At 66.1% G+C, this 25,803-nt stretch carries 22 protein-coding genes; 3 read left to right on the forward strand and 19 right to left on the reverse strand.

Translation table 11 applies throughout. The features are described from left to right. Positions 1-17 precede the first annotated feature (17 nt). Positions 18-695 carry an NlpC/P60 family protein gene (locus tag ABIC50_RS07935; RefSeq protein ID WP_354162870.1) on the reverse strand — a complete coding sequence of 226 codons (678 nt, stop codon included), beginning with the start codon at positions 693-695 and terminating at the stop codon, positions 18-20. Between the two features lie 52 nt (positions 696-747). Here ABIC50_RS07935 and ABIC50_RS07940 point away from each other — a divergent pair, with 52 nt between their 5' ends. Then, positions 748-1,725 carry a hypothetical protein gene (locus ABIC50_RS07940; RefSeq protein ID WP_354162873.1) on the forward strand — a complete coding sequence of 326 codons (978 nt, stop codon included), beginning with the start codon at positions 748-750 and terminating at the stop codon, positions 1,723-1,725. A gap of 99 nt (positions 1,726-1,824) precedes the next feature. On the opposite strand, the gene glmS is transcribed toward ABIC50_RS07940, so the two are convergent. From glmS to ABIC50_RS07975, 7 genes are all read right to left on the reverse strand, one after another. After that, the gene (gene glmS / locus ABIC50_RS07945; protein ID WP_011660395.1) at positions 1,825-3,642 is read right to left on the reverse strand and encodes a glutamine--fructose-6-phosphate transaminase (isomerizing); all 1,818 of its coding nucleotides are present in this window, start codon (positions 3,640-3,642) and stop codon (positions 1,825-1,827) included. 59 nt (positions 3,643-3,701) lie between these two features. After that, the gene (locus tag ABIC50_RS07950) at positions 3,702-4,790 is read right to left on the reverse strand and encodes a hypothetical protein (RefSeq protein ID WP_354162876.1); all 1,089 of its coding nucleotides are present in this window, start codon (positions 4,788-4,790) and stop codon (positions 3,702-3,704) included. A gap of 91 nt (positions 4,791-4,881) precedes the next feature. Next, positions 4,882-7,041 carry a polysaccharide deacetylase family protein gene (locus tag ABIC50_RS07955; RefSeq protein WP_354162878.1) on the reverse strand — a complete coding sequence of 720 codons (2,160 nt, stop codon included), beginning with the start codon at positions 7,039-7,041 and terminating at the stop codon, positions 4,882-4,884. 352 nt (positions 7,042-7,393) lie between these two features. Beyond that, entirely contained in the window at positions 7,394-8,149 is a 756-nt protein-coding gene (locus ABIC50_RS07960) for a hypothetical protein (RefSeq protein ID WP_354162881.1), read from the reverse strand. Positions 8,150-8,163: 14 nt separating this feature from the next. Beyond that, positions 8,164-9,228 (reverse strand): YaiO family outer membrane beta-barrel protein, encoded by a 1,065-nt coding sequence (locus tag ABIC50_RS07965; RefSeq protein ID WP_354162884.1) that lies wholly within the window; start codon positions 9,226-9,228, stop codon positions 8,164-8,166. Between the two features lie 13 nt (positions 9,229-9,241). Next, positions 9,242-10,237, reverse strand: a complete 996-nt coding sequence (locus ABIC50_RS07970) for a bactofilin family protein (RefSeq protein WP_354162887.1) — start codon at positions 10,235-10,237, stop codon at positions 9,242-9,244. A gap of 3 nt (positions 10,238-10,240) precedes the next feature. Next, complete coding sequence (locus ABIC50_RS07975) at positions 10,241-11,770, reverse strand: glycosyltransferase family 2 protein (RefSeq protein WP_354162890.1); 1,530 nt, start codon at positions 11,768-11,770, stop codon at positions 10,241-10,243. Positions 11,771-13,006: 1,236 nt separating this feature from the next. Between ABIC50_RS07975 and wecB the strand changes: the two genes are divergently transcribed. Continuing rightward, positions 13,007-14,224, forward strand: coding sequence for a non-hydrolyzing UDP-N-acetylglucosamine 2-epimerase (wecB, locus tag ABIC50_RS07980; RefSeq protein WP_354162892.1), 1,218 nt, complete (start codon positions 13,007-13,009; stop codon positions 14,222-14,224). A gap of 62 nt (positions 14,225-14,286) precedes the next feature. Here wecB and ABIC50_RS07985 read toward each other — a convergent pair whose 3' ends face one another. The 6 genes from ABIC50_RS07985 to ABIC50_RS08010 all read right to left on the reverse strand — a co-directional run bounded on the left by ABIC50_RS07985 (position 14,287) and on the right by ABIC50_RS08010 (position 20,834). Further along, positions 14,287-15,075 carry a hypothetical protein gene (locus ABIC50_RS07985; RefSeq protein ID WP_354162895.1) on the reverse strand — a complete coding sequence of 263 codons (789 nt, stop codon included), beginning with the start codon at positions 15,073-15,075 and terminating at the stop codon, positions 14,287-14,289. 102 nt (positions 15,076-15,177) lie between these two features. Next, entirely contained in the window at positions 15,178-17,040 is a 1,863-nt protein-coding gene (locus ABIC50_RS07990; RefSeq protein WP_354162898.1) for a methyl-accepting chemotaxis protein, read from the reverse strand. A 149-nt stretch (positions 17,041-17,189) separates the two neighbouring features. Further along, positions 17,190-17,876 (reverse strand): OmpA/MotB family protein, encoded by a 687-nt coding sequence (locus tag ABIC50_RS07995; RefSeq protein WP_354162901.1) that lies wholly within the window; start codon positions 17,874-17,876, stop codon positions 17,190-17,192. Between the two features lie 18 nt (positions 17,877-17,894). Beyond that, entirely contained in the window at positions 17,895-18,659 is a 765-nt protein-coding gene (locus ABIC50_RS08000) for a flagellar motor protein (RefSeq protein WP_354162904.1), read from the reverse strand. A 23-nt stretch (positions 18,660-18,682) separates the two neighbouring features. Beyond that, the gene (locus ABIC50_RS08005) at positions 18,683-19,921 is read right to left on the reverse strand and encodes a Crp/Fnr family transcriptional regulator (RefSeq protein ID WP_175746145.1); all 1,239 of its coding nucleotides are present in this window, start codon (positions 19,919-19,921) and stop codon (positions 18,683-18,685) included. Between the two features lie 250 nt (positions 19,922-20,171). After that, on the reverse strand, positions 20,172-20,834 hold the full coding sequence (locus tag ABIC50_RS08010; protein ID WP_105830022.1) for a glutathione S-transferase family protein: 663 nt from the start codon (positions 20,832-20,834) through the stop codon (positions 20,172-20,174). 289 nt (positions 20,835-21,123) lie between these two features. Between ABIC50_RS08010 and ABIC50_RS08015 the strand changes: the two genes are divergently transcribed. After that, complete coding sequence (locus ABIC50_RS08015) at positions 21,124-22,461, forward strand: polyhydroxyalkanoate depolymerase (RefSeq protein WP_354162907.1); 1,338 nt, start codon at positions 21,124-21,126, stop codon at positions 22,459-22,461. Between the two features lie 139 nt (positions 22,462-22,600). Here the strand turns inward: ABIC50_RS08015 and ABIC50_RS08020 are convergent, their stop codons facing one another. From ABIC50_RS08020 to ABIC50_RS08040, 5 genes are all read right to left on the reverse strand, one after another. Next, positions 22,601-23,065 (reverse strand): DUF3761 domain-containing protein, encoded by a 465-nt coding sequence (locus ABIC50_RS08020; protein WP_175746144.1) that lies wholly within the window; start codon positions 23,063-23,065, stop codon positions 22,601-22,603. 62 nt (positions 23,066-23,127) lie between these two features. After that, the gene (locus tag ABIC50_RS08025; RefSeq protein WP_164714777.1) at positions 23,128-23,265 is read right to left on the reverse strand and encodes an HHHH-motif protein; all 138 of its coding nucleotides are present in this window, start codon (positions 23,263-23,265) and stop codon (positions 23,128-23,130) included. A gap of 319 nt (positions 23,266-23,584) precedes the next feature. Further along, complete coding sequence (locus ABIC50_RS08030; protein WP_175677285.1) at positions 23,585-24,352, reverse strand: ABC transporter ATP-binding protein; 768 nt, start codon at positions 24,350-24,352, stop codon at positions 23,585-23,587. An 18-nt stretch (positions 24,353-24,370) separates the two neighbouring features. Then, positions 24,371-25,084 (reverse strand): ABC transporter permease, encoded by a 714-nt coding sequence (locus tag ABIC50_RS08035; RefSeq protein WP_011660379.1) that lies wholly within the window; start codon positions 25,082-25,084, stop codon positions 24,371-24,373. After that, the gene (locus ABIC50_RS08040; RefSeq protein WP_011660378.1) at positions 25,081-25,770 is read right to left on the reverse strand and encodes an ABC transporter permease; all 690 of its coding nucleotides are present in this window, start codon (positions 25,768-25,770) and stop codon (positions 25,081-25,083) included. The genes ABIC50_RS08035 and ABIC50_RS08040 overlap by 4 nt, the downstream gene beginning before the upstream one ends. Positions 25,771-25,803 lie beyond the last annotated feature (33 nt).

Genomic DNA, 25,803 nt, shown 5'->3' on the forward strand with positions numbered 1-25,803 from the left:
GCCGGGCAACAGCGCGATCATCCGGCGTCAGGCCACCGGTATCCGATCACTTCGCTCAGCGGATACGCGAGTTCGCGCACCTCATCCAGCTGATTGCCGCCGAACAAATGCACGTGTTCGTCGTCATGACGCAGATAGAACCCGACGTGGCCTTTCCAGCTCGCAGGATCGTCGCGCGTCAGGATCGCGATGCAGCCGTACACCGGGCGCGTCAGCGGCCGCCCCCACTCGAGCCATGAACGCGCGAGCGCCGACCCCGTGCCGCGGATGCCGGCATGCGTCATGCACCAGTTGACGAACGACGAGCACCACGAAATCTTGTCGTCGTAGCCGACGAGATTCGTGTGGTTGTTGTATTCGACGATGCGCGGATTGATGCTGCCGGGCGGGAAACGGCGGATGCCCAGCTCGGCCAGCGCGACGGACATCCAGGGCGGATGACCGGATTGCGGATTGCCTTCGGGATTCGATCGGATCACGACGGTCTCGAGTTCGGTGGTCGGATAGAGGGTTAATGTTCGCACGAATGGCGGCGTTGTGAGTGCACCGCTTCGTGAGCAGCCCGCGATATCCGACCACCATCGTCTACTCGATTTCCGACACAGGCGCGAACAATGGGCCGGATTTTTTCGCCTTTCGCATTCGTGCGAATTCCGGATGCGGGACGCGAGCCATTCCGCGAGATCGACTAACATCTGATCATTCGTCGATCTCCAGAACACCTCCTCCGGAAAAGAGCCACGCGCCATGACTACCCGCTCAGACGGCACCTTGTCGTCCGGCATCGCCGACACGTCGAACCCATCAAGACAGGGCACCGGCGCAAACCCGCGCGTCATTACGCTACCGGCGCATCTTCGGCAGATTCCGTCGTGTGAAGGGATTCCCGACCTGTTCAACACCTATCTGGTCAATATCGGCTTCCTGCTGTTTTTCGGCACGATGTTCGTCGGGCTGCTCACCGCGCCATTCGGCGATGCGTCTTTCGCGCGAGGCGGCTTCATCGGATTAGTTTTGTGGCTCGGCATATTGGGCTGCCTCGCGTGGGCGGTGGTCGTCGTCGTTCGGGCCATGCGGAATACGGGCGGCTGGTTTCATGTCGATGCAACCGGCTTCCGATATGGGATCGGCAAGCGCTCGAATGCGGCGGCCCTGCAGCAGGAACGTCACATCGAATGGCATGAAGTCGTACCCAGCCAGGACCTGCGCTGCGACGTCGAATACAACACGGCATCCCGAGTGGCCATGAGGCCGGCGAGTTTCCAGTTCTGGCGACGCGGTGCCAAGCGCGAACCGGCGACGCGATTCACGCTGCGCACGAGTCTCGTGGATTACGACTCTGACAGTGCCATCCGCTGCGTTCGCTTCAAGAATCATCACGAACTGGTTGTCGCGCTGCTGTGCGGCCTCGCGCATCAGGGGCTGCGTTTCAATCCGAGGACGTTCATCGCCGCGGGGATTCACCCTGAAACCTGGCAGCCGCTCGCAACAGCGCGACGCCCGGCGATGATCGCTTTTTCGATTATCGGCGCGCTCGGGCTTCTCGCCTTCTGGGCATGGGGGCGCATGTCGCTGCCCTTTTCGGTGGCGATCCTCATCGTTTCCTTCGCGTATTACTGGGCCGAGGGCAGGTACGCTTTATCGCCGGATATCAAGCACTATCCGCGCGATCCGATCGTGTTCCTCATCGACGACGACGCTCCAGCCGACGACGCGAAACCGTAACGGACCGGGCGGCCGCGCACGAATCGCGTCGGTTTGCCCGCCGCCATTCCGAGGCTGCTCCGCATCTCACCGAAGCAGCCACGTCGAGCCCCCTTCCCGTCACTCCACCGTCACCGATTTCGCGAGATTCCTCGGCTTGTCGATATCCGCGCCGCGCAGGCACGCCGCGTGATAAGCGAGCAATTGCAGCGGCACGACGTGCAGGATCGGCGACAGCAGCCCGTAGTAATCCGGCATCCTCAGCACCGATACGCCTTCGCCGTTGTCGATCCGCGTATCGGCATCGGCGAACACGTAAAGCTGCCCGCCGCGCGCCCGCACCTCCTGCATGTTCGATTTGAGCTTCTCGAGCAGCGCGTCGTTCGGCGCGATCGTCGCGACCGGCATCGCGTGCGTGACGAGCGCGAGCGGCCCGTGCTTCAGCTCGCCGGCCGGATACGCTTCCGCGTGGATATACGAAATCTCCTTGAGCTTCAGCGCCCCTTCGAGCGCGATCGGGTAATGCAGCCCGCGCCCCAGAAACAGCGCATTCTCGTGCCGCGAGAACTCCACCGCCCAGCGCTCGATCTGCGGCTCCAGCCCGAGCACGTCCTCGAGCGCGTCCGGCAATCGTCGCAGTTGCGTCGCATAGCGGGCGAGCTGCGCATCGTCGACATAGCCGCGCAGCCGGCCGAGCGTCACCGCGAGAATGAACAGCGCGACGAGCTGCGTCGTGAACGCCTTGGTCGACGCGACGCCGATTTCCGGGCCGGCGCGCGTCAGGAACCGCAGGCTGGTCTGACGCACCATCGCGCTGGTCGGCACGTTGCAGATCGCGAGCGTGTCGACATGACCGAGCGCCTGCGTGTACTTGAGCGCGGCAAGCGTGTCGGCGGTCTCGCCGGATTGCGACACGCTGACCACAAGCGTATTCGGCAGCGCGAGCGCGTCGCTGTAACGGTATTCGCTCGCGATCTCGACCTGCGCGGGCAGGCGCGCGATCGTCTCGAGCCAGCGGCGCGCAGTCAGGCCGGAATAGTAGCTCGTGCCGCACGCGAGAATCAGCACGTTGTCGATCTGCTCGAACGCCCGCGCGGCATCCGGGCCGAATGCCGCCGGATCGAACAGCCCCGCATCGGGAATGGTCGCGGCCACGGCCTGCGGTTGCTCGAAGATTTCCTTCTGCATGAAATGCCGGTACGGTCCGAGCTCGACCACGCCCTGCGTCGACGAGACGGTCTGGATCGGGCGTTCGACCGGCGTGCCGCCGCGCTCGAGAATTCGCACGCCGCCCGGCGTCAGCTCGACGATGTCGCCTTCCTCGAGAAAGATGAAGCGATCGGTGATGCCGGCGAGCGCGAGCGCGTCGGACGCGAGAAAACATTCGTCGTCCTTCAGGCCGACCACGAGCGGCGAGCCGACACGCGCGCCGATCAGCCGCTGCGGCTCGTGCTTGCTGAATACTGCGATCGCATATGCGCCGTGCAGCTGCGACGTCGCATCGCGCACGGCGGCGAGCAGGTCGCCGCGATACTTGCTGTGGATCAGGTGGGCGACGACCTCGGTGTCGGTCTGCCCGTCGAATTCGTAGTGCTCGTCGGACAGTTGCCTGCGCAACGTTTCGTGATTCTCGATGATGCCGTTGTGCACGAGCGCGATTTCGTCGCGCGAGAAGATCGGATGCGCGTTGCAGGTGGCGGGCGCGCCGTGCGTCGCCCAGCGGGTGTGCGCGATGCCGGTGGTGCCGGACAGCCCGGCGCTGCGCACGTGCGCGTCGAGATCCGCGACGCGCGACACGCTGCGCTCGCGGCGCGCATGGCCATCGACGACGGTCGCCACGCCGCATGAATCGTAGCCTCGATATTCGAGGCGGCGCAAACCTTCGATCAGAATCGGAACGATGTTCCGTTGCGCGACCGCGCCGACGATGCCACACATGACACGTCTCCTTCCCTTTGTCCGTTCATGAACCGCGGGCCGAACCGTGCGCCGTTGTATCAGCGCGATCCGGTCACCGTGACCTCCGCCGTCGTGAACCCGCATTTGGCGGGCGCGAGCGGATCGGTCATCCTGTTTTCGAATGCCAGGTACAGTGCCTCCTCCAGTACATTCCAGTGCGGGCCGTGACGGTACGGGCCCGAGCGGGCATACCAGCAGGCGACGGTGTTCCAGTCGTTCATCTTGTATGCGACCAGCGCGATCAACCCCCACGGAAAATCGGAGCCGGCGAGTTGCATCCAGGTCTTGCCGTACTTCTGCATCCACTGCGCGTAGATCCGGTCGTTCGACTGGTCCGGCACCTGGATGCCCGACAGGATCGGGAAAATCTGCGCGACTTTCGCCGGATAGAAGCTCGCGTCGCTGATCTTCTGCGTGCTCGCGCGAAAGCCGGATTGCGTGCCGCGCCAGAACACCTTTACGATCGCCGACGACAGCCGGTCGGCGCGCTGGCTCCACGGCGCCGCACGCGCGGCGTCGCCGCGGCGCATGTAATACGCGGCGAACGCCTGGAACGCGCTGTGCACCTCGACGTTGTCCATCAGCAGCGCGACATGCAGCGACGACGAGATCTGATAGACGCCGGTCGGCTTGTCGAGCAGCGCGTCGAGGTGCGCGCCCGCGCGGTTCAGGCTGAGCTCCCACGCGGCCGGCATTCCGTCGGGCGGTGCGAAGCGTGCGAGCAGCTCGATCCAGGTCGCCATCATCGCGTCGTCGGCGTCGGCTTCCGCGCACCGGTTCGTCAGGCCGTCCTTCACGCAATAGCGGTCGAAGCCGCCGTCCGGGCGCTGGCGCGGCAACAGCCATGCGATCCACGCGAGCGCCGACTGCCGGGCGTCCATCCGCGTATCGGCCGCGGCAAGTAGCGCCTTCGCCGCGAAATAAGGATCGATGCCGGCCCCGTTCAGCCGCACGGTGATCGCGCCGTCCGGGCGCTGATACAGCCCGTTGAGCTGGAGTTCGGCGGCGCCCGCGGGCAGCACGGAGCAACACGCGGCGACGCAGCAGGCAATGCGCCACGCATGGCACAGCCTGACGGTGGCCGCCACGCACGTGCGTGCGGCGGGGAAAAGCGCGGGCCAGTTCATGATGTGGGGCTCCTGCGCGGTAGTCCTGCGCATTCGTCGCCGAACGCGGCGTTGGCCGCGTCGCGTCCGGCGAACAGGTCGACGGTGTGACTCAGTGCAGCTTGACGCTGCTGAACTTGAGGCTGGTGCCGCTGGTCGCGGTCACGAGCCAGTACGTCGAGTCGGTGATGCCGATGGTGCCAATGCCTTGCGTGATGATCGGCGTCCCGAAGCTGGCCTTCGGCAGCAGCCACGTCATGTTCGCGAGGCTCGTCGGGTGGCTGGCCGAGAAGGCCCAGCCGCTGCCCGTGTCGGTGGCCGACCACGTGACGTTCAGGCGTGCGCGGTCGAACACCGTGATGTCGGTCATCGTGTACCACCTGAACTGCCCGGTCAGCTTCAGCGTGTTGGCCTGCGAGAAGATCGCGGACAGCGTCGACGTGTACGACGACGCGCCGAGCGGGTGCGCGTAGATCAGCCGGCTCGTGCGGTTTGCGACGACGAAATTCATCAGCGACGCGTACCAGTTGTTCACGTCGCTCGTCGGCACCGCAAACTGCTGGAACTCCTCGAACGTCGCGTACTTGCCGAACGGCATCACCGGATAAGCCCACAGGCCCGGGTTCAGCATCGCGCCGTTGCGATACGCGCGGGTCGGCGCCGAGCCGGTGTGGCCGGTGAAGTAGTACCCGTTGAAACCGTTGCTCTGAAGCCAGTTCACCGACCAGGTCGGCGTGTTGCCTTCCGGCGCCGCGTATTCGACGTCCGGCTGAGCGGTCACGGCCTGCACGGCCTGATGGTTCATCACCAGGTACTGCGTGAACGTGCTCGCGTTCGTTTCGCTCGCATTCGCGCCCCAGTAGTCGTGGATCCAGCCGCCGTGACTGCCGACGCGATGCCCCTTGAGCAGGAAGTACTTGAGGAGATTCTGCGCGGACGGATTGTTGGCGAGATTGATGCCGCCTCCGTCGCCGAAGGCTGCTTCGTCGGGGCCGGCCGTTACCACGAGCGAGAACGGCCCGTTGTTCCACACACCGAGGCTCTTCAGGTAAAGCGCCGGCTGGATCTGGTCGCCTGCGCAGAAGTGCCAGTTGAACACGAGCCCGGCCTGAGCCTTCGGCAGCGGCGACAGCGACGGCAGGTTCAGCAGCTTCATGCCGAAATAATGCAGGTAGCCGTGGATCAGCATCCCGTCGGTCTGGCCGTCGAGGTAGGCCAACGGCAGGTTGACGAACAGCACGCCGCCGTTGCCGTACGTGTTGTAGCCCGATACCAGCCCGAACGTCGGCGACGTCAGGATCGTGGTGCCGGTGTACGTGCCTTGCGTGACGAAGCTCGGATAGCTCAGGAAGCCATATACGTAGCCGGAGATCCCTTCGAGCGTGTCGGTGGTGGTTGCCAGTGTTGATGCCAGCGTGTTGGCGGTCGTGCCCGTCGCGGTGCTCAGCAGCGAGCCGGCGCTATACGAAGTGGTCTTCTTCAGCTTGTCGGTCACGGCGCCCGTGATCTTCGGGAGGGACTGGCTCAGCACGCCGCTGCCGGCGGGCGGCGTCGAGTACTGGAACCACGCGCCGTGGTTGTAGTTCGCGAGGCCGCCCGGGTTCGACGGGCTCGCGGGCAGGAACAGCGCGCTGCCGGACGTGGACCCCGTCAATGCCGAAGTCGTCGACGTGCCGGAGCTGCTCGTCGACGCGAACGACGTCGCGGGGCTGGCGGTCGTGCCCGACGCAGTCGTCGTCCAGGCCATCGACTTGCCCGGAGGCACCTGCAGCGTGCGCAGCCAGCTGCTCATGCCGGTCACGGTGCCGAGGCCGATCATGTTGCCGCCGTATTGGTCATACAGCACGTAGTCGACGCCGGCCATGCTGCTGAAGCGCGATTTCGGGCTCACATAGAAGCCCGCAGCGTTCAGTACGCCGAAATCATAGACGAGCATCACCTTGCCGCCATTGAGCGCATAGTTCTGGATTGCCGTCACGAGCGTGTCGGCGGCCGTCGTATGAATCTGGTCCGGCAGGATCAGGCCCGGATACTGCGACAGCGTCGAGCCGGCGGCCATGAACTGGCTGTCGGTCATCACCTTGATCTGCAGCCCTTCTTCCTGCGCGGTATCGAGCCACGCGGACACGCGCGGATCCGGCAGTGTCAGCGTGTCGGGCACCAGCAGCAGCAGCTGGTTGGTGGCCGCCCGGACGACGCCCGGACTGAATGCGATCGCGAGCGCGAACAACGCAAACAGAATCCGCAAGAACTTGCCTGACTTTGCCAACATGGTGTGCTCCTCGCTTCAGGAATGAGTGGCGCGCGGCGGCAGCGCTGCGCGTGCCGTCAGGTCAACCAACCTTGCCCGGTGGATGTGTGGGGCTGCCCGGTTCGTCGAGCATCGAACGGCATCTGCCATCGGCAGCCCGACTGATGAATCCGTCCCGGCGTGCCGCGCCGTCTTCTCCGGGGAAAACGAATCGATGCGACGAAGGAGAAGAAGCGAACAACGTGCCATTGGCGCCAGAGCCCCGGTCGCGCTCGCTTCGTGCGCCGGGCTTCCGGCGGGCTGGCCGAAAACGCGGCCGAATCGTTTCATCACTGATACGGCGGCGTTTGCGCGCTATCTCCGCGCGAACCATCTAAGGATTCGTCAGCGAGCCGGGCCAGCTCGCGCAGTAGGTGTAGAGCGTGACCAGCAGGCCGATCAGCAGCGGGCCGCCAAGCAGGAAATAGCAGAACGGCAAGAACAGCAGCGAGCCGTGATGGATGATGACCGCGTGCAGCAGCATCACGAACGGCAGCGCGAACACGAAATAGCCGACCACGAGCACCGACGCGACGATCTTTTGCAGCAGCGAGAAATCGAGCGGGTAGTAAAGCGCCGCCATCACCAGCGGAATCACCGCGATCGCCGCGCCGTGCAGCACGAACATGTCGCGCAGATGCAGCATCGGCACGTACGGAAACGCACCCGGCGCCAGCCAGAAATACGCGCAGATCAGCAGCTGCGTAAAGCTCGCGATACGTAACAGATATGCAACGGGCAGCCACTTCGCCCGCCGGAAAAACGACGCGCCGAAGCCGATCGCGCAAATCGCGGCGGTCACGGCAAGCTGCGTTGCGCTCGGCATCCGCGCGGCGAGATCGATCGACAGCAGCAGTACGCGCGGCGCATCGGGCGGGTAGCCGAGGGCGATCACGTGCAGCGCCGGATCGAGCTCGTGCGCGCCCCATGCGAGGACCGCGCGCCAGTAGCGCCACGCCAGCGGCAGGCCGAGCCACAGCAACGCATAGAGCGTCGGGGTGAGCAGCACGATCGACGTCAGCCAGCGCTGCGGATGCGGGTGGATTCGCAGCGACCGGTCGACGGGAGGACGGACGGGATGCGTCTGCATGGCGCCCGCCCCCGCTACCAACGATAGAACACGCTCAGCTCGCCGCCGATCCGTGAATAGTAGGGGTTATGGTAGTAGTCGAATTCGAGTTGGGTACCCCACTTGCGCGTGAACCAGTAGCGCCACTTCGCGGAAAGCTCGTGACTGCGGAAATCCGCGATCTGCGAGCCGGAACCGGTGATCTGATACGCCTCGCGACCGAACCCGCCGCGCAGCACGATTACGCTCTTGCCGACTTCGCCGTAGGTGACGGCGCCGTAGTACTGGGGCGCCTTCACCGAACCCGGCGAATCGACCGTATAGTTCGCGCCCGCCTCGAAGATCCACTTCGGCAGCGCGTACCAGATCACGCCGGCGTGATACAGCTGATCCTTGTGGCCGCTGCGGTTGCGTGCATAGCCGGCGCCCAGCGACACGATCAGCGACCGGTCCGGCAGCAGCTTGCGGTTGATCGACAGGTCGACGCGCATGCTCGGCAGGATCGTTCCGGACGTGGTGCCGGCAAAGCCGATGCCGCCGAACCAGTTCGGTCCCATGTCCTGCACGTACGTCAGCGAGCCGAGCTGGGTGTTCTCGCCGAAACGGTGCAGTTGCGCCAGCTCGCCGAGTATCGTGCGGCCACCGTCCTGATAGATGCCGCGCACATGCACGCCGTACCAGTTGCCATACCCGTGCGTCAGGTGCGCGCTGGACACGCCGAGCGACATCTCGGCATGCGATTCGCTCGGCGCCTGCACATGCGCGATCACGGCGTCGGGCAACGGCGGCCGATTCGTATCCTCGGGCGTGAATTCGGCGAGCGACATGCCATCCGGCAAGCCTTCTGGCGTCACACGCACGAACACGGGAGCGTCGAGCGTGCGCGGCACGATGACGGGCGAGGCGACGGGCACGGAGACTGGTGAAGCGACGGGCGCAGCGACTGGTGCCGCAACGTCGGGCGACTGCGCGGGTGGCGGCGCGCCGGCATCATCCGGCTGCGCCGCGAGCGCCGGCAGCGGGCCGACGGCGACGCCGTACAGCACCGCCAGGGCGGCGACCGGCGCGCGCGCGCCGCGACGACGAAAACGATCGGACATGAGAAGGCGCTCCTTAACGGGATGCGTGGAACCAGCCGCTGCGGCAGGCGACGAGGTCGCCGTGCACGCAGGCATGACCGATGACCGAGACGTCGCGTGCGCATGCGCTGACAGGATGGCCGGGGGCGCCGATGCGCCCGCCGGTCAGGCGCAGCAGCCCGCCGGCGGACACGACGCCATCGATGCAGCTGCCGCTCGCGAGCAGCACGTCGTCCCGCGCGAACACCGCGCCATGCAGGAATGCGTGGCGTTCGAGCTCGACGCGATGCGCCTTGACGCTGCCGCGCAGCACGCAGCCGTCGCCGAGCACCAGCGTGCCGTCCACCACGAGGTTGCCCTGCACGACCGTGTGCGCGGGCAGACGCACATCGCAGGGCAGCAGGTAGCGGCCATGCACGTAGCGATACGGCAGCTTCGCGAAGTGGCGCGTCAGCGAGACCGCGCGGCGCGGCGCGCCGGCCGTATCGGCGGCCGGCAGCTCCGGGGCCTTGCCGAACACGATCGGCTCGCCGTACAGGCACACGAAGCCGCCCGCGCCGTGCAGGTACATCGTCCCGCCGACCACGACGCCGCGCAGCACCGCGCTTTCGACGTCGATGTGCGATGCGTGCGCGAGCATGCCGATCGTCGCGCCCGCGTGAATGTCGATGCGCTGCTCGGCGAACGCATACGCGGCCCGCGCGCCGCCGTCGAGCGTGATCGCGCGATCCGCATACAGCACGTCGTCGCAATGCTCGTGACGCAACACGCGAATCTCTTCGTCATGCCGCACCAGCAGCCCCAGCGCGTGCCACGGCGGCGCGGCGGACGGATCGGCCGGCGGCACATCGTCGGCGTGCATGCGCAGCGCATCGTGCCAGCGCGCGGCGAGCAGCGCCTGATCGACGAACGGTCCGTCGCCGATCGGCAGCGCCGCGACGTCGCTGCGCCGGATCAGTTCATGCAGCAACGGCAGGAACGGCAGGCTGAGCACCCCGGCCACCGGCACCATCACATTGAAGGTCGTCATCGTTCATCGCCCCGGTTTCAGTTGCCGGCGAAAGCGCTCGGTCTTGTCCCATTTCAGTTCGCGGCGCAACGCGATGTCGAGCGCGAGCCCCCACAGCGCGGACACCACCGCCGCAATCGTCACGCAAAAGCCGACCACGTTGACGGGCACGAGCCGCAGGCGGGTCGCGCGACCGTCGAGCCGGGCGGCGACGACGATCTCGAAGAACACGCCGAAATTGCCGAAGGTGCTGAAGCCGAACAGCGCGAACAGCGACACGAGCAGGCCGAGCGCCGTCGAGTTGACGCCGTTGAGCAGATAGAGCGTGATCGCGGTCGCCCATGCGATCGCGAGCAGCGCGGGCATCAGGAATACGCCGAGCAGCAGCGCGCCGTCGAGCCGGCAGCGCCGCGACAGCAGCGGATTGCGCAACACCGGGCCGAGATAGCGCAGCAGCGTCTGGTTATGGCCCTTCGCCCAGCGCGTCAATTGCCGCGCGCGCACCGCCCAGCGCTCGGGCACTTCCTCATAGCATTCGGCGTGATTCAGGTAGACCGTGCGCCAGTCGCTCAACAACAGGCGATAGGTCATGTCGGTATCCTCGGCGAGCGTGTCGTCGCACCAGCCGCCGACCGCGTCGAGCGCGCTCTTGCGGATGCCGCCGACGGTGCCGCCGTATTGCGGCACCAGGTTCAGGTTGTTGCGCGCTTGCTGATTGACCTGGTAGCCGCCCGCGCGCTCGAGATCGAGCAGCCGTGCGAGCAGGTTGCTGTCGGCGTTCTGCGGTACGACGCGGCCCATCACCGCGCCGACTTCCGGATCGAAGAACGGCGCGACGAGTTCCTTCAGCAGCCCGGGGCGCGGCAGGTAGTCGGCGTCGAACACCACCATGATGTCGCCGCGGATGAAACGCAGCGCATCCTTCAGCGCGGCGGCCTTGCCCGGCTTGCCGCTCTCGCGGTGAAACGGCTTGACGAGATCGGGCGCAAGCGCCTGCACCTCGTCGATCAGCGCACGCGTGTTGTCGGTCGAACGGTCGTTGACCGGAATGATCGTCAGCCGGTCGCGCGGATAAGTCGTCGCGAGCAACGCCATCAGGCAATCGACGACGACGGCCTCCTCGTTGTGCGCGGCGACGAACACCGTGAGCCGCGGCCATTCGCCGTGGGTAATCGTCTGATAAGGCGCGTGCTGCGGCTTGAACAGGCGGTCGAGACTGAATACGTAATGCCGCGCGGCGTAGACGCACGTCAGCAGCGTGAACAGCCACAGGTACGCGACGCCCGGCATCAGCAGCGTGTCGGGATCGAACGTGATTGGCGCGTCGTCGGCCCGCGCCGTTTGGAGCAGCGCGTTCGCATCGGTCGACTCGCGCACCACGAGCGGCGCGGCATCGCGCACGCTGCGCTCGGCCGCATCGGCCGCCGACATGCCGACGCGCACCGCTGCGGCCGCCGGCCGCGTGGCGGTGTCGCGCACGGCCAGCGCGCAGGCCAGCACGATCAACAGCAGAATGCCTTCGATGCAGAGCGACACCGACCGACGGTTCTTCATGTCCTGCCCCCGTGCCGGCGACGGCGGCCGCCGAGCGCTGGAGCCCGGGCCGTGAGTCGCGCGGATGTCAATGGGAAGCGGCTGCACGTTCGTCGCGCATGCGCGGCCTTCTTCCGCGCAGGACGAGCGTGGTGTGCCGCTTTCCGGATTCGCTGCTGTGGCGCTCCGTCCGCTGTCGTAGCAACACGTCGGAACGCGCCTGTCCGGCCAGAACAAGCAAGCGGCGAGCCATCGGCCGCCGTGCCGCGTGCGGCAAGGGCTAGCCAGCAAGCGGCGCGCGCGGTCGGGGTCGCGGGCGGAGTTTTTGATTCATCTGCGAATCAGCTTTTCGGCGATACGCGCGGCCCGGACTCGCGCCGCGTACGCATCCGGCGGCGAATCGTCTGCTCTTCACGTGCGTGTCGCCTTGCGCGACGCGGCTCACGAACGTAACCGATCGCGAATCGCCGTGGCATGGACCGCGGGCGGCAAGCGTGCGCGGCGCCCCGCTGCGGTGCTCTGCGGATGGACGCGACACGGATGCGGCCACGTCATTCCGGCCGCGCGTTACAGATACGCAACATTTCGAGCCTGTCAGCCCGCACGACGCCGCCGCTGCTCCGCGGCGACGAAATCACGCGTGCGCGACCGGAATCGGACGCGCGATGACGCTGCGTTCATTGCCCAGACAAAATTCGCAGATCGAAGCGATTCAATGCGCTTCGAAGGATGCATGACGTTCGACCACCCACCGATGCACGACCCCCATCGCTGTTCGCCGAATGATGCGAGCGTGCCGATCGCACGCGCGGCCGCCCGTTTATCTGCGTCGCGACCGCCCGCCGATGGGGCGTCCGTAGCAGTTGTGAAACGTTCCTTGACGAACCGCGCGGGCCCCGCGATCCGGACCATTCCGGAGGGCGGCTGGTTTGAATATTGCTGTATCGAACGCAGGGACACCCGCCGGGTGCGCCATCGCGTGGCAGTGCGAAAGGTGTGACGGAAGACGTGACGATCGATACAGCGAGGAACGCTCATGACGTGATCGACGAGATCCAAGGTAACGGGCGTAGTCCGACGATTGCGCGGCGCAGACCGCGCGGACAGAAGCGGCGCGCTCGCCCGCACCGCCGCCGCATGTCGCGCGGCCGGCGCCGGTCGGCGCGACCGCGTGCGGGCACGGGACGGTTCGCCAGCCACCCTGCTTGGCGCCAGGTACCGGGTCGTACGGTGCGAAGAAGCTCAACGAGGATAACGATGAAAAAGATCTTGCTTGTGTTCGGGACTCGGCCGGAAGCCATCAAGATGGCGCCGCTCGTGCGCGCACTCAAGGCGCGCAGGGATGTCGACGCCCGCGTATGCGTCACCGCCCAGCATCGGGAAATGCTGGATCAGGTCCTCACGTTGTTCGGCATCAAGCCCGACTACGATCTCAATCTGATGCGTCAGAGCCAGACGCTGACCGACGTGACGACCGGCATTCTGCAGGCGATCGGCGTCGTTTTCGAGGATTTCCATCCGGACGTCGTCCTGGTGCACGGCGATACCACGACGACGCTGGCGGTGAGTCTCGCCGCGTTCTATCGCTATCTGCCGGTCGGACACGTGGAAGCCGGTTTGCGCAGCGGCGACATCTGGTCGCCGTGGCCCGAGGAACTGAATCGCCGCGTGACCGACGCGGTGTCGTCATGGCATTTCGCGCCAACCGGCCGGGCGCGCGACAACCTGTTCAGCGAAGGTATCCCGGTGGGTGCGGTCGTGATGACCGGCAATACCGTGATCGACGCGCTGCACGACGTCAAACGGATGCTCGATCACAATGCCGAGCTCAGCGACACGGTCGCCGCGCACTTTCCGTTTCTCGAGCCGTCGCGTCGCGTCGTGCTGATCACCGGCCATCGCCGCGAGAGCTTCGGCGAGCCGTTCCGGCATTTCTGCAACGCGCTCGGCGCGCTCGCGAACCGCTATCGCGATGCGCAGTTCGTCTATCCGCTGCACATGAATCCGAACGTGCGCGAGCCGGCGCGCGCGCTGCTCGGCGACGTGCCGAACATTTACCTGATCGATCCGCAGGAATATCTTTCGTTCGTATTCCTGATGTCACGCTCGCATTTCATCATCACGGATTCTGGCGGCATCCAGGAGGAAGGGCCGGCGCTCGGCAAGCCGGTGCTCGTCACGCGCGAGACGACCGAGCGCCCCGAAGCGATCCAGGCCGGCACCGCGCGGCTCGTCGGCACGGACCAGGAACGGATCATCTGGGAAGCGTCACGGCTGTTCGACAGCGAAAGCGCGTATGAGGAAATGGCGCGCGCGAGCAATCCGTATGGCGACGGCCATGCGAGCGAGCGGATCGTTCACGCGCTGATGCATATGCCGGGGGCGAGCGCGAACGCGACGAGCTTTTCGATGGGCGCCGCGGAGATGCCGTTCAACGCGCTCGCGCTGGGGTTGCAGGCGTTGCGCTCGCCTTGAAGGCTTTCGTCTGACGGCATCCCGACGGGCAGCGACGCGCGCGTGTCGTTGCCCGTTTCCCGCTATCGGACCACCGCATCCGCCATCGATTGCGCCTGCGCGATCAGCCGCGGGTAAATCCGCTGGGACGCCATCTGTTTGGCGAAACACGCCTGCCGCGCATCCTCGGGCACGCGCGCCGCACTGCATGCCGCGATCGGGCGCAGCGTCACGCTCTTCCACAGGATGTACACCCGTTGGCCCTGCCGCACCGACACGGCCAGCGTGTTCGCCCCGTCCGGCACGCCGTCCTGGCTTTCGCCCAGCAGCAACGCCTTCACGACGCCGTCGGCCGGCTGCCGCTTGACGGGCACTTCAGCGAAGCGAAACGCCGCGGCGTCGTCGCCGAACACGTTCGTGTAAAGCGTTTCATTGTCGAACATCGCGGCGACGTCGTCGGTCGGCTTGATGCCCGCATCCGCGGTACTCGCCCACGCCTTCAGCAGCGCAACCGTCGTGACGACGAGATTCGTCTTGCCGTCCTCCGACTTGAAGGACAACCCGTCCGGCCCCGGCGGCATTCCGTCGACGGGGCCGACGCTCTGCACGGTGCCCTCCGCCTTCGCGGCAAACCCTCGCGCGCGGACCGTGCCGATCAGCTTCGCGAGCCGTGCATTCACGTCGGCCGTGTACTGCTTGTCGAGGGCCGCCCGATCCTCGATCCGCGCCGCCGCGAGGCTCGCCGCAGCCTTGCTCCGATAGGCAAGATACGACTGCGCCGGCGATGCGATCACCTTCGCCCCGACTACGGCGAGCAGCGCCGCGACCACCACCACCCCCGCCCCGATCTTCAGTCTTGATATGCGCTTCATTTTTTATGACGTTACCGAACCCCGCGCCGACAGCGAAAACGGCTGCCGTCATCCCGCGGCAGCCGTCCCTCAGAAACGCTTCATTCTAACGTCGCGCAGGCTTCATTCGTCGACCTTGAACGCCGATACCAGTCGCGTCAGTTCCGCCGCCTGTTGCTTCAGGCTCTCGGCGGCCGCCGCGCTTTCCTCGACCAGCGCCGCATTCTGCTGCGTCATCTGATCGAGCGACTGCACCGCGTCGCCGATCTGGTCGATGCCCGCGCTCTGCTCCAGGCTCGCCTCGGCGATCTCGCTCATCATCGCGCTGACGCCCTGCACCTGCGACACGACATCGCGCATCACCTTGCCGGCCTCGCTGACGAGCCGCGACCCGGTGTTCACCGTGCCCGCGCTGTGCTCGATCAGCGCCTTGATCTCCTTCGCCGCCTGCGCGCTGCGCTGCGCGAGGTTGCGCACTTCCGCGGCGACGACCGCGAACCCGCGCCCCTGCTCGCCGGCCCGGTCCGCCTCGACCGCGGCGTTCAGCGCGAGGATGTTCGTCTGGAACGAGATGCTGTCGATCATCACGATGATCTCGGAGATCCGTTGCGACGCATCGCTGATCTGCTCCATCGTGGACACGACTTCGCCGACGACCTGCCCGCCGCGCGACGCCGTATCGGATGCGCCGGTGATCAGCTTCGCGGCCGTCGTCGCGGTTTCGGTGTTGTTGCGCACGACCGCCGTGATTTCCTCCATCGACGAAGCCGTGCGCTCGAGGTTGCTCGACTGTCCTTCGGTGCGCTCGCTGAGATCCGCGTTGCCCGACGCGATCTGCGCGGAGCCGGTCGCGATCGACGCGGACGCCGCGCGAATCCGATGCACGAGCGTCGACAACGACGACACGAAGCGGTTGAACGCGTCCGACAACTGTCCGATCTCGTCCTCGCTCTCGACCGTCATCCGGCGCGTCAGGTCGCCCTGGCCGCTCGCGATCTCGGACAGCAGCGTCGCCGCGCGGCGGATCGGCGCGGCGATCGCGCGCCCGACCAGCCAGATCACGACCAGCGCGACGCCAAGGCCCACCACCGCGGCGACCAGCGCCGCGCTGCGAATCGCGCGCGTGACCGGGCCGAGCAGTTCGGCCTGCGGCACTTCGACGACCACGTACGCATTCAGCTCCGGAATGAACGACGTCGCGATGAAGCGCGCACCGCCGTCGCCGTCGTAGCTCAGGTATGCATACGGTTTGCCGGCCAGCAGCGTCGACGCCGCGTCGCCGGGCAGGCCCGCTTCGTCCTTCAGGAAGTGCTTGCCGTCGATCAGCGACGTATCGCTATGCATCATGAACGCGCCGTCCGGCCGCACGAGGTACGCGAACCCGGTGTCGCCGATCCGGTACGCGGCGATGCCCTTCGCGAGCGCATCGACGGACAGGCTCATGCTGGCCGCGCCGATCGGCGCGCCGTCGAGCTCCACGCGGCTGTTGATGAACATCATGTAGCCGCCGAGCGTGACTTCGCGATCCATGTTCACGTCGAAGGCCTTGCCGGATGCGAGAAAGTTCGTCAGCCACCGATCCTCGCCGGTGACCTTGCGCTGCAGGCCGCCTTCGTTGTAGTAGTTGCCGCTCTTCACCGACACCCACTGCACGGACGCCGCCTTCTGCTCGTCCTTCACGTTCTTCGCAAGCTGGATCCAGTTGCGCGTGCCGGCATCCGGCTCGCCGTCGGCTTCCCATTGCAGCAGGAACGCATCGCGCGCGAGCAGGCGCGACGCGGCAATCGGTCCGGCCATCTGCCGCTGCACGTCGGCCCGGATGCCGCTGACGGCCGTCGGCAGCTCTTCGCGGACGACGCGATCGCGCACCGCGTGACCGATCAGGCGGACGCTCAACCCGCTCGAGATCGCGACGAACACGAGCAGGCAACTCGTCATGCTGAGAATCAGCTTGTTCTGAATGGACAGCTTGCGCCAGAAATGCATGGGGAACCCTCGATAACCGCTCGGTCTGAGCCAGCTTGGGTTATCGGCAGGCACGCGCGAAATCGCATCGCCGATTTCACATGTCCGTCATGCGGGATCCGATATGGGGTCGACTGGCGGGCGTGGCGGCCCCGCCGAACGTCGCGCGATCAATATGCGACGAAGATCGTCACGCGGCGGTTGCGCGCCCGCGCGGGCGCATCGTCGCCGGCGACGAGCGGCTGCGTGTCGGCTCGCCCGATCGCCGCGAGCCGGTGGGGCGCGACGCCGCGCTCGGCCAGATAGCGCACGACGCTGCCCGCCCGCGCGGATGACAGCTCCCAGTTCGATTCGTATTTCGCGTTCGCGATCGGCGCACTGTCGGTATGCCCCTCGACGAGTATGTCGCCGGTCGCATGCTCGCTCAACGCGCGCGCGATCTCACTCAGCACCGGCGTCGCGTCGGGCAGCAGGCGCGCATCGCCGACGTTGAACAGGATCTTCGCATCGATGCCGATCTCGATGCCGTGCGGCGCGCGCACGAGCGAGATGCGGCCGTTCGTCTTCAGCGCATCGAGCGAGGTTAGCCATGCGGGCGCGCGCTCGGGTGTCGCAGGTGCGGCCGCCGTCACGCTTGCCGCGCCGCCGTCGTGCCGCGCGAGCGTCTGATAGCGCGCATCGAGCGCGTTGTATTTCGCGAGCTGCAGCACGTACAGCGCGAGAAACAGCACCATCAGCGTCGTGATGAGATCCGCGTACGAAATCAGCCAGCGTCCGGACTGCGTGCCTTCCGCTTCATCGTCGTCGCGGTCGGCCGCGGCCGAAGCCGTACGCATGCCGTCAGTTCGAGCCGTCATGTCGAAGCTCCCGGTGCGTCATGCGAGCGATTCCGCCGCGCGGCCGCGCACGTCGCCGGTCAGCCGCGTTTCGATCGTATGCGGCGACTCCTTGCGCGAGATCGCGAGCAAGCCGTCGAGATACAGCTTGCGAAACCGCAGCTCGCTGTCGATCTGCGCGCGCAGCTTGCCGTAAAGCGGCAGGAACACGAGGTTCGCGAACGCGAGGCCGTAGAGCGTCGCGATGAACGCAACCGCGATGCCGGGCCCGAGCTGCGCCGGTTCGAGAATGTGGCTCGTCACCTGCACCAGCCCGAGCACCGAGCCGAGGATGCCGAACGTCGGCGCATAGCCGCCGGCCTGATGCCACACGCGCGCGGCCGCGAGCCGGCTGCGCTCGTACGCGTCGAGCTCGCGGTGCAGCGCGTCCTCGAGCACGGCGGTCGACACGCCGTTCGCGAGCAGTTCCAGCCCGCGCCGCGCGAATGGGTGAATGCCGCTCACGTCCATCGATTCGAACGCGAGCAAGCCGTCGAGCTTCGCGCGATCGCCCCACTCCAGCAGGTCGGTCAGGTGCTTGCGATCGACTTCCTGCGCGCGCACGAACGCGAGCCGCAACTGCTTCACCGCATCGAAGAAGCGCGCCCACGTGTTCTGGATCATCACCGCGCCGAGCGTGCCGCCGAGCACGATGACGAGCGCCTCGACCTGGAACAGCATCGAGAAGTGGCCGCCTTCCAGCGCGAAGCCGAACACGATGGCCGCGCCGCCGAGCACCACGCCGGCCAGGGTCAACAGGTCCATATGCGTCTCCGTCAGGTCGAGTGTTACGCGTCGGATGCAGCGAGGGGCGCGGACGGCGCCGGCGCCTTGGCGACACGCACGGCATCGAGCACGCGCTGCCCGATCTCCTCGATCTCGATCGGATCGAGCTTCAACTCGCGACGCATCACCCACGACACTTCGTTGCGCCGTGCCTCCGTCATCACGGAGAACAGCTTGTCGGCCACCGCGCGATCATCGAGGCTCGCGATCAGCTTCGCGAGATCGTACGTGTCGAATGCGCTGATCACGTCGAACAGCGTGCGCTGATCGATCCACACGATGTCCTCGAGCGCGCGCACGTCGCCGCCGGCGCGCGGGCTGCGGCGCGAGAAATACGCGACGCCCTTCTGCTCGACGTAACCGAGCACCTTCGACTTGCGGAACGCGAACACCTCGTCGGCGATTTCGCCGTGCGACAGCTTGTTGAGCAGCAGCTTCCGGTCGACGCCGATCAGCGCCTCCAGGTCGGCCAGCTCGATCAGCTCCAGCTCGCTGTTGATCGACAGGTCGAGATCGTGATCGGCGACCTGCTGCGCGCGATCGATCACGCGCGCCGCATCGAACGTGACGACCTGACGCGCATCCGACGAACCCGCGTAATCGCCCGCTCCGCCGGCATGGTCGGCCTGCGCGGCTTCGATCGTGACCAGATTGAGCTTCTCCATGCGGTGCAGCATCGCGAGCACGTGCGGGCGCGAATGGCCGGCGATCGCGCGACAGCGGCGGATCACGTCCGCGAGCGGCACCGACGTTTCCGCCGCATGCGCCTGCATCGGCCGGCGCGACCATGCGTCGTCGGAGCCGCGCGTGTCGGCGCCCGCCATCAGCGACAGCACATGCGCATACGACAGCACGCCCGGCATGAAGTCGGCGTGCGTATAGGTCGCGAGCTGGTCGTCCTTGCGCTTCACGCGCCGGATCATCGTGCGCACGACATGACGAAGCAGCGCGGACACGTGCTCGATCTCTTCGTCGAGCACCGCGGCCGGCACGACCGTGAGCTGACAGAACGACAGCGCCTTCGCGGTATGCGCGCGAGGCTCGGCCGCGAGCAGCGCGGATTCGCCGAAGAACTCGCCGCGCCCGAGCGTCGCGACGACGACGCGCTTGTCTTCGCAGCGCGTCGACAGCTCGACCTTGCCGTCGGCGATCAGAAAGATGACGGGCTCGCCGGCGAAGCCCTCCGAGTAAATGATTTCTCCAGGCGCCGCTGTACGCGTCCACGATTGCTGACGATTCACGTCGATCCCCCTGCTGCGCTGAATGTTGCGGACTGCGCGTCGCCTGTCGGAAGCATGCGATCGCGAGTCATCCCCGTGACTCGTTTACGTCATCGGGCGCAACATCCTTTAGGGAGTTCGCACTCGCTTTTGCGCGAAATCAACGTGAAACGTTTGCGGGTTGCGCGGCTGTTTCGCAATGTTCACTTCGATTGTTCACTTCGATGCGCGTGCGTGTAGTGCAATTGAAAGCGCAATGCGATCCCGCGCGTCAAAACTCCATGTCGAGTTCGTCGATGTCTTCCTGCTCCGCCTTCGCCGCGTCGATCCACTCCGCCACGAACGGATGCGCGAGCACCTGCATGCAGTACTCGGCGATATCCGGCTCCAGCTTCACGTCATAGGTCAGGAAGCGCGTGACGACCGGCGCATACATCGCGTCGGCGATGCCGATCTCCGCGCCGAACAGCCAGGGGCCGCCGTACGCGGCCAGACACTCGCGCCAGATCGTCACGATCCGCTGGATGTCGTGCTGCGCACGCGACCAGATCCGGAAGCCGGGGAAATGCGCACGCAGGTTCATCGGCAACGCGGATCGCAGCGCGCTGAAACCGGAATGCATCTCGCCGCAGATCGACCGGCAATGCGCGCGCGCATGCCGGTCTTCAGACAGCAGCCGCGCTTGCGGCCGGATTTCGTTCAGGTATTCGGCGATCGCGAGCGTATCCCACACCGCATTGCCGTCGTGCGTCAGGCACGGCACGAGAATCGACGGCGACAGCAGCAGCAATTCCGCCCGCGACGCGGCGTCGATCGGCACGCTGACCGTGTCGAACGCGAGCCCGCTCAGCTTCGCGAGCAGCCAGCCGCGCATCGACCACGACGAGTAATTGCGGCTGCTGATGGTCAGCGTCGTCTTTCCGGTGGATTCCATGTCGCTCCCCTACCCAATGCCGTTCGTGCCCCTGCACCGAAAACGGACGCTGCACGGCGTCATCCGCACCATACCCGTGCGGCGCATTCGCCGAACCGGCGCAGCGTCGCACCGTATCGTGGTACGGGCCACACGCCGGACCGGCGCGGCAACGCATCGCCTTCGGCCGTCCGTCATCGCGTGCCACCTGCGCCGCCGCACTCACGAACTGCGTGCAACGCGCGTGCCAGCCGCGCGCTGGCACACGGCTTGCCTCGTTTGATGCAATGCAGCGCAACGAGCGACGGTCATGAACCTGCTTGCCTATCCGTACTATCAATGGTCTGCCGAATGCCTGCGCCCGGCGCGCGCATGGGCGGCCACTGCACGCGCGACGATGGCGCTGTGGCCGCCGTCCACCACCACGCCGACGGGCCGCACGCTCGACGCACTGTGCGAACTACTCGAATGCTGCGCGTTCTCGCACCGGCGTCCACCGTTCGGCATCCGGTCGATCGTCGTCGACGGGGAAACGGTACCGATCGTCGAGGAGGCTGCCGCGGCCACCCCGTTCGGCACGCTGCTGCATTTCCGCAAGGCGCGGCCGGTCGCACCCCAGCCGCGCGTGCTGATCGTCGCGCCGATGTCCGGGCATTTCGCGACGCTGTTGCGCGGCACGGTGCACACGATGCTGGCCGACCACGACGTGTACATCACTGACTGGCACAACCCGCGCGACATCCCGCTGACGGCCGGACGGTTCGGCTTCGACGAATACGTCGTGCACGTGATCGACTTCATTCGCCAGATCGGCCCCGACGCACATGTGCTCGCGATCTGCCAGCCGACCGTCGCCGCGCTCGCGGCGGTCGCGCTGATGGCGGCCGGCGGCGATCCGGCGCAGCCCGCGAGCCTGACATTGATGGCGGGCCCGATCGACTGCCGCGTGAATCCGACGAAGGTCAACGCGCTCGCCACGAGCCAGTCGATCGAATGGTTCGCGCGGAACCTGATCAGCGTCGTGCCGGCCGGCTTCGTCGGCGCGCAGCGGTGCGTGTATCCGGGCTTCGTGCAGGTCGGCGCCTTCATGTCGATGAATCCCGACCGGCATGCGGCGTCGTTTGCCGATCTGTATTACGAGCGCGCGAAAGGCGACCCCGCGAAAGCCGACACGCTGCGGCACTTCTACGACGAATACTTCGCAACGGCCGATCTCACCGCGGAGTTCTATCTGGAAACGGTCGAGAAGGTGTTCCAGCAATATGCGCTCGCGCGCGGCGAGTTGACGGTCGGCGACAGGCTCGTGGAACCGGCGGCGATTCATCGCACCGCGCTGCTGACGATCGAAGGCGAGAAGGACGATATCTGCGCAGTCGGCCAGACGATGGCCGCGCAGGAGCTGTGTTCGGGGTTGCCGCCATATCTCAAGACGCACCACGTGCAGACGGGCGCGGGCCACTACGGGGTGTTCAACGGCACCCGCTGGGAAACGCAGATCTATCCGATCGTGCGCGCGACGATCCACGACAACGAGCCGTACGATCGCACCGCGGATTCGGAAGGCAACGCGAACGGCACGCACTACGTCACGCTGCGCGCACTGCTCGATGCGCGCGCAACGACGCACGATGCGGTGGCCGAAACATGATCGCATCACGCCCGCTGAAGCCGAGCGGCACGGTATTCGCCGGCGTTGCAAATGAATCGCCCCGCCGTTGGGGCGGGGCGCGATTTCCAGCAGCGTTCAGCCGACGCGCGAGCGAGCGAACCCGCGCGCCCGGCCTGCGTTACGAACAGGCCTTGCCGTGCGATGCATGGAAGCCCTTCGTCTTCGCCTCCGCTTCCGACATGTAGCTGCCGTGCTTCGTCTTGCCGTAGTACTTGTCGGTCGAGCAGTGATAGACCTTCGTGCTGTCGTTGGCCCACACCTGGCCCGCGCCGCCGCCCGGCGCTGCCGCGGTCGTCGCCGGCGCGCTCTTCGCGGGCGCGGCGGCCGATGCCGGAGCAGCGGATGCCGCCATTGCGGGCGCCGCGGCCGGTGCGCTGGCCGCCGCAGCAGCCGATGCGCCGTACCAGGCCTTCACGCCCTTGTGACCCGCGCATGCACCCTTCTTCGACGCGCCCGAATAGAACGACCCGTCCTTGCACAGACCGGTCGTGCCCGCCGGTGCGCTGGCCGGAACCTGCGCGAACGCAGCGGTCGACAGACCGACGCCGGCCGCAAGCGCGGCGATCAACATCATCTTTTTCATGGTCCTCTCCTGATTTGCCTGACGGGTGAAAGCGTCCCGGAGCCGCGCCGGGAAAACCCTGCTTAGTGCACCCAGTGGCACACGCGATGGTGGTGGTGATTGAAATGGCACACGCGGTGCGAGTGCGCTTCGGCGAGGGCCGGCACGAGAACGGCACAAGCCAGTGCGGTGGCCGTCAGGATCTTCGCGATGCGGTTCATGGACATTCTCCGGGATAGGTCAGCCGGTGATCCGGCTGGTATCTGCTTAACGCCGATCACCCGATCTCCGTGCACCGCACCTGCCCGCAATTGACGATCTTTGACATCGGCCGCTCGACGACGGCTGTGCACTCGCATGCTTTCGAAGCTTTCATCAGCACAACGCTCTGGACTTCGAATGAAGCGCCGCCGCCGGAATGGGCGAGCGCGTGCAAGAGAAGGGGTCAGGAAAAGAAACGGCGCGATGACCAATCGCGCCGACAAGCAATGAGAAACAATACGAAAAACCACCGCGTGCCGCGGCACGCGATCTCGCGACTTACTTCAACCGCCCCGACAGGAACTGCCCGAGCCGCTCGCTCTTCGGATTGACGAGAATCTCCTGCGGATCGCCCTCTTCCTCGATCTTCCCTTGATGCAGGAAGATCACATGATTCGACACGTTGCGCGCGAAACCCATCTCGTGCGTGACGACGACCATCGTGCGCCCTTCCTCGGCCAGCTTCTGCATCACCTTCAGCACTTCACCGACGAGTTCCGGATCGAGCGCCGAAGTCGGTTCGTCGAACAGCATGACCTCGGGCTCCATCGCGAGCGCACGCGCGATCGCGACACGCTGCTGCTGGCCGCCCGACAGGTGCGACGGATACATGCCCTCGACGCGCGGCGCGAGACCGACCTTCTCCAGATACGTGCGCGCGCGCTCGACCGCTTCGCCCTTGCCGATTCCGAGCACGGCCATCGGCGCCTCGATCACGTTCTCGAGCACCGTCATGTGCGACCACAGGTTGAAGTGCTGGAACACCATCGCGAGCTTCGTGCGCATCCGCTGCAGTTGCTTCTGGTCGGCCACGCGCAGCGAGCCGTTGCGGTCGCGCGTGGTCTCGATCGGCTCGCTGCCGATCGTGATCTGCCCCGAGCACGGCTGCTCGAGGAAGTTGATGCAGCGCAGGAACGTGCTCTTGCCGGAGCCGCTCGAGCCGATGATGCTGATCACGTCGCCGGCCTTCGCCTTCATCGACACGCCCTTCAACACCTCGTTGTCGCCGAACTTCTTGTGGAGGTTATCAACGGTGAGCTTGTACATGCTTGGTCCTTCCTTGCATTAATGGCCGCGCGGCGAGAGGTACGCGAGCCAGCGCGTCTCGAGCTTGCGGAACGCCCAGATGAGCGTGAACACGACGATGGCGTACAGCACGGCCGCGATGCCGTAGGCCTGGAACGACATGTACGTCGCGGAATTGACGTCGCGCGTGACCTTCAGGATGTCGGGCACGGTCGCGGTGAACGCGAGCGTCGTCGCGTGCAGCATCAGGATCACTTCGTTGCTGTAGCTGGGCAGCGAGCGGCGCAGCGCGGACGGCAGGATGATGCGCGTATAGAGCTTGAAGCGCGACATCCCGTAGGCCATCCCGGCCTCGATCTCGCCGGCCGACGTGGCCTTGATCGCGCCCGCGAAGATCTCGGTCGCATACGCGCATTCGTTCAGCACGAACGCGAGCAGCGTGCAGTTCATCGCGTTGCGGAAGAACGTGTCGAGCAGCACGTGGTCGTGCACGACCTGCAGGCTGTAGATGCCGGTGTAGCACATCAGCAGCTGCACGTAGAGCGGTGTGCCGCGGAACACGTACGTATAGAGCCACACCGGGCCGGAAATCCAGCGGTTCGACGACGCGCGCGCGATCGCGAGCGGCACGGCCAGCGCGAAGCCGAACGCGATCGACACGACCAGCAGCCACAGCGTGATCGCGAGGCCGCTGAAGCGATAGCCGTCGGTGTAGAGATAGTTTTGCCAGTATTGGCCGATGAGTTCGATCACAGTGCGAGCCTCCGGACGCCGACGGAATAACGCTTCTCGAGGTGGTGCAGCACGACGTTCGACACCGTCGTGATCGCGAGGTAGATCGCGCCCGCCGCGAGCGTGAAGAAGAAGAAATCGAGCGTGCTCTTGCCGGCATCCTGCGACGCCTTCACGACATCGGCGAGGCCGATGATCGACACCAGCGCGGTGGCCTTCACGAGCACCTGCCAGTTGTTACCGATGCCCGGCAGCGCGAAGCGCATCATCTGCGGGAACAGGATCCGGTGGAACACGCGCCAGCCGCTCATCCCGTACGCGAAGCCCGCTTCGAGCTGGCCGCGCGGCACCGCGAGGAACGCACCGCGGAACGTCTCGGTGAAGTACGCGCCGTAGATGAAGCCGAGCGTGATGACGCCGGCGACGAATGGATCGATGTCGATCTGATCCCAGCCGAGCGCGTCGGTCGCCATGTTCAGCAGGATCTGGATCCCGTAGAACAGCAGCAGCATCAGCACGAGGTCGGGCACCGCGCGGATCAGTGTCGTGTAGAACGTGCCGAGCGCCTTGAGCGCGCGGTTCGTCGACAGTTTCGCGCTCGCACCGACCAGCCCCAGCACGAGCGATGCGGCGAGCGACAGCACCGCCAGCTTCACGGTTTCCACCGTGCCGGCCCACAGCAGCGGGCCAAATCCCTGGAAAATCATGTCAGCGTATCCATCCAGAAAGACGGGCGGCGC

This window comes from Burkholderia sp. 567 (assembly GCF_040545115.1).
Taxonomy (GTDB): domain Bacteria; phylum Pseudomonadota; class Gammaproteobacteria; order Burkholderiales; family Burkholderiaceae; genus Burkholderia; species Burkholderia ambifaria.

Coding starts and splice junctions, on each gene's coding strand:
- ABIC50_RS08025 (WP_164714777.1), bottom strand. CDS start 23,265: ATGAACCGCATCGCGAAGATCCTGACGGCCACCGCACTGGCTTGTGCC.
- ABIC50_RS07940 (WP_354162873.1), top strand. CDS start 748: ATGACTACCCGCTCAGACGGCACCTTGTCGTCCGGCATCGCCGACACG.
- ABIC50_RS08000 (WP_354162904.1), bottom strand. CDS start 18,659: ATGGACCTGTTGACCCTGGCCGGCGTGGTGCTCGGCGGCGCGGCCATC.
- ABIC50_RS08010 (WP_105830022.1), bottom strand. CDS start 20,834: ATGGAATCCACCGGAAAGACGACGCTGACCATCAGCAGCCGCAATTAC.
- ABIC50_RS07970 (WP_354162887.1), bottom strand. CDS start 10,237: ATGACGACCTTCAATGTGATGGTGCCGGTGGCCGGGGTGCTCAGCCTG.
- ABIC50_RS07985 (WP_354162895.1), bottom strand. CDS start 15,075: ATGAAGCGCATATCAAGACTGAAGATCGGGGCGGGGGTGGTGGTGGTC.
- ABIC50_RS07935 (WP_354162870.1), bottom strand. CDS start 695: ATGTTAGTCGATCTCGCGGAATGGCTCGCGTCCCGCATCCGGAATTCG.
- ABIC50_RS08015 (WP_354162907.1), top strand. CDS start 21,124: ATGAACCTGCTTGCCTATCCGTACTATCAATGGTCTGCCGAATGCCTG.
- wecB (WP_354162892.1), top strand. CDS start 13,007: ATGAAAAAGATCTTGCTTGTGTTCGGGACTCGGCCGGAAGCCATCAAG.
- ABIC50_RS08020 (WP_175746144.1), bottom strand. CDS start 23,065: ATGAAAAAGATGATGTTGATCGCCGCGCTTGCGGCCGGCGTCGGTCTG.
- ABIC50_RS08040 (WP_011660378.1), bottom strand. CDS start 25,770: ATGATTTTCCAGGGATTTGGCCCGCTGCTGTGGGCCGGCACGGTGGAA.
- ABIC50_RS07960 (WP_354162881.1), bottom strand. CDS start 8,149: ATGCAGACGCATCCCGTCCGTCCTCCCGTCGACCGGTCGCTGCGAATC.
- ABIC50_RS07965 (WP_354162884.1), bottom strand. CDS start 9,228: ATGTCCGATCGTTTTCGTCGTCGCGGCGCGCGCGCGCCGGTCGCCGCC.
- ABIC50_RS07995 (WP_354162901.1), bottom strand. CDS start 17,876: ATGACGGCTCGAACTGACGGCATGCGTACGGCTTCGGCCGCGGCCGAC.
- glmS (WP_011660395.1), bottom strand. CDS start 3,642: ATGTGTGGCATCGTCGGCGCGGTCGCGCAACGGAACATCGTTCCGATT.
- ABIC50_RS07975 (WP_354162890.1), bottom strand. CDS start 11,770: ATGAAGAACCGTCGGTCGGTGTCGCTCTGCATCGAAGGCATTCTGCTG.
- ABIC50_RS08030 (WP_175677285.1), bottom strand. CDS start 24,352: ATGTACAAGCTCACCGTTGATAACCTCCACAAGAAGTTCGGCGACAAC.
- ABIC50_RS07955 (WP_354162878.1), bottom strand. CDS start 7,041: ATGTTGGCAAAGTCAGGCAAGTTCTTGCGGATTCTGTTTGCGTTGTTC.
- ABIC50_RS07990 (WP_354162898.1), bottom strand. CDS start 17,040: ATGCATTTCTGGCGCAAGCTGTCCATTCAGAACAAGCTGATTCTCAGC.
- ABIC50_RS07950 (WP_354162876.1), bottom strand. CDS start 4,790: ATGAACTGGCCCGCGCTTTTCCCCGCCGCACGCACGTGCGTGGCGGCC.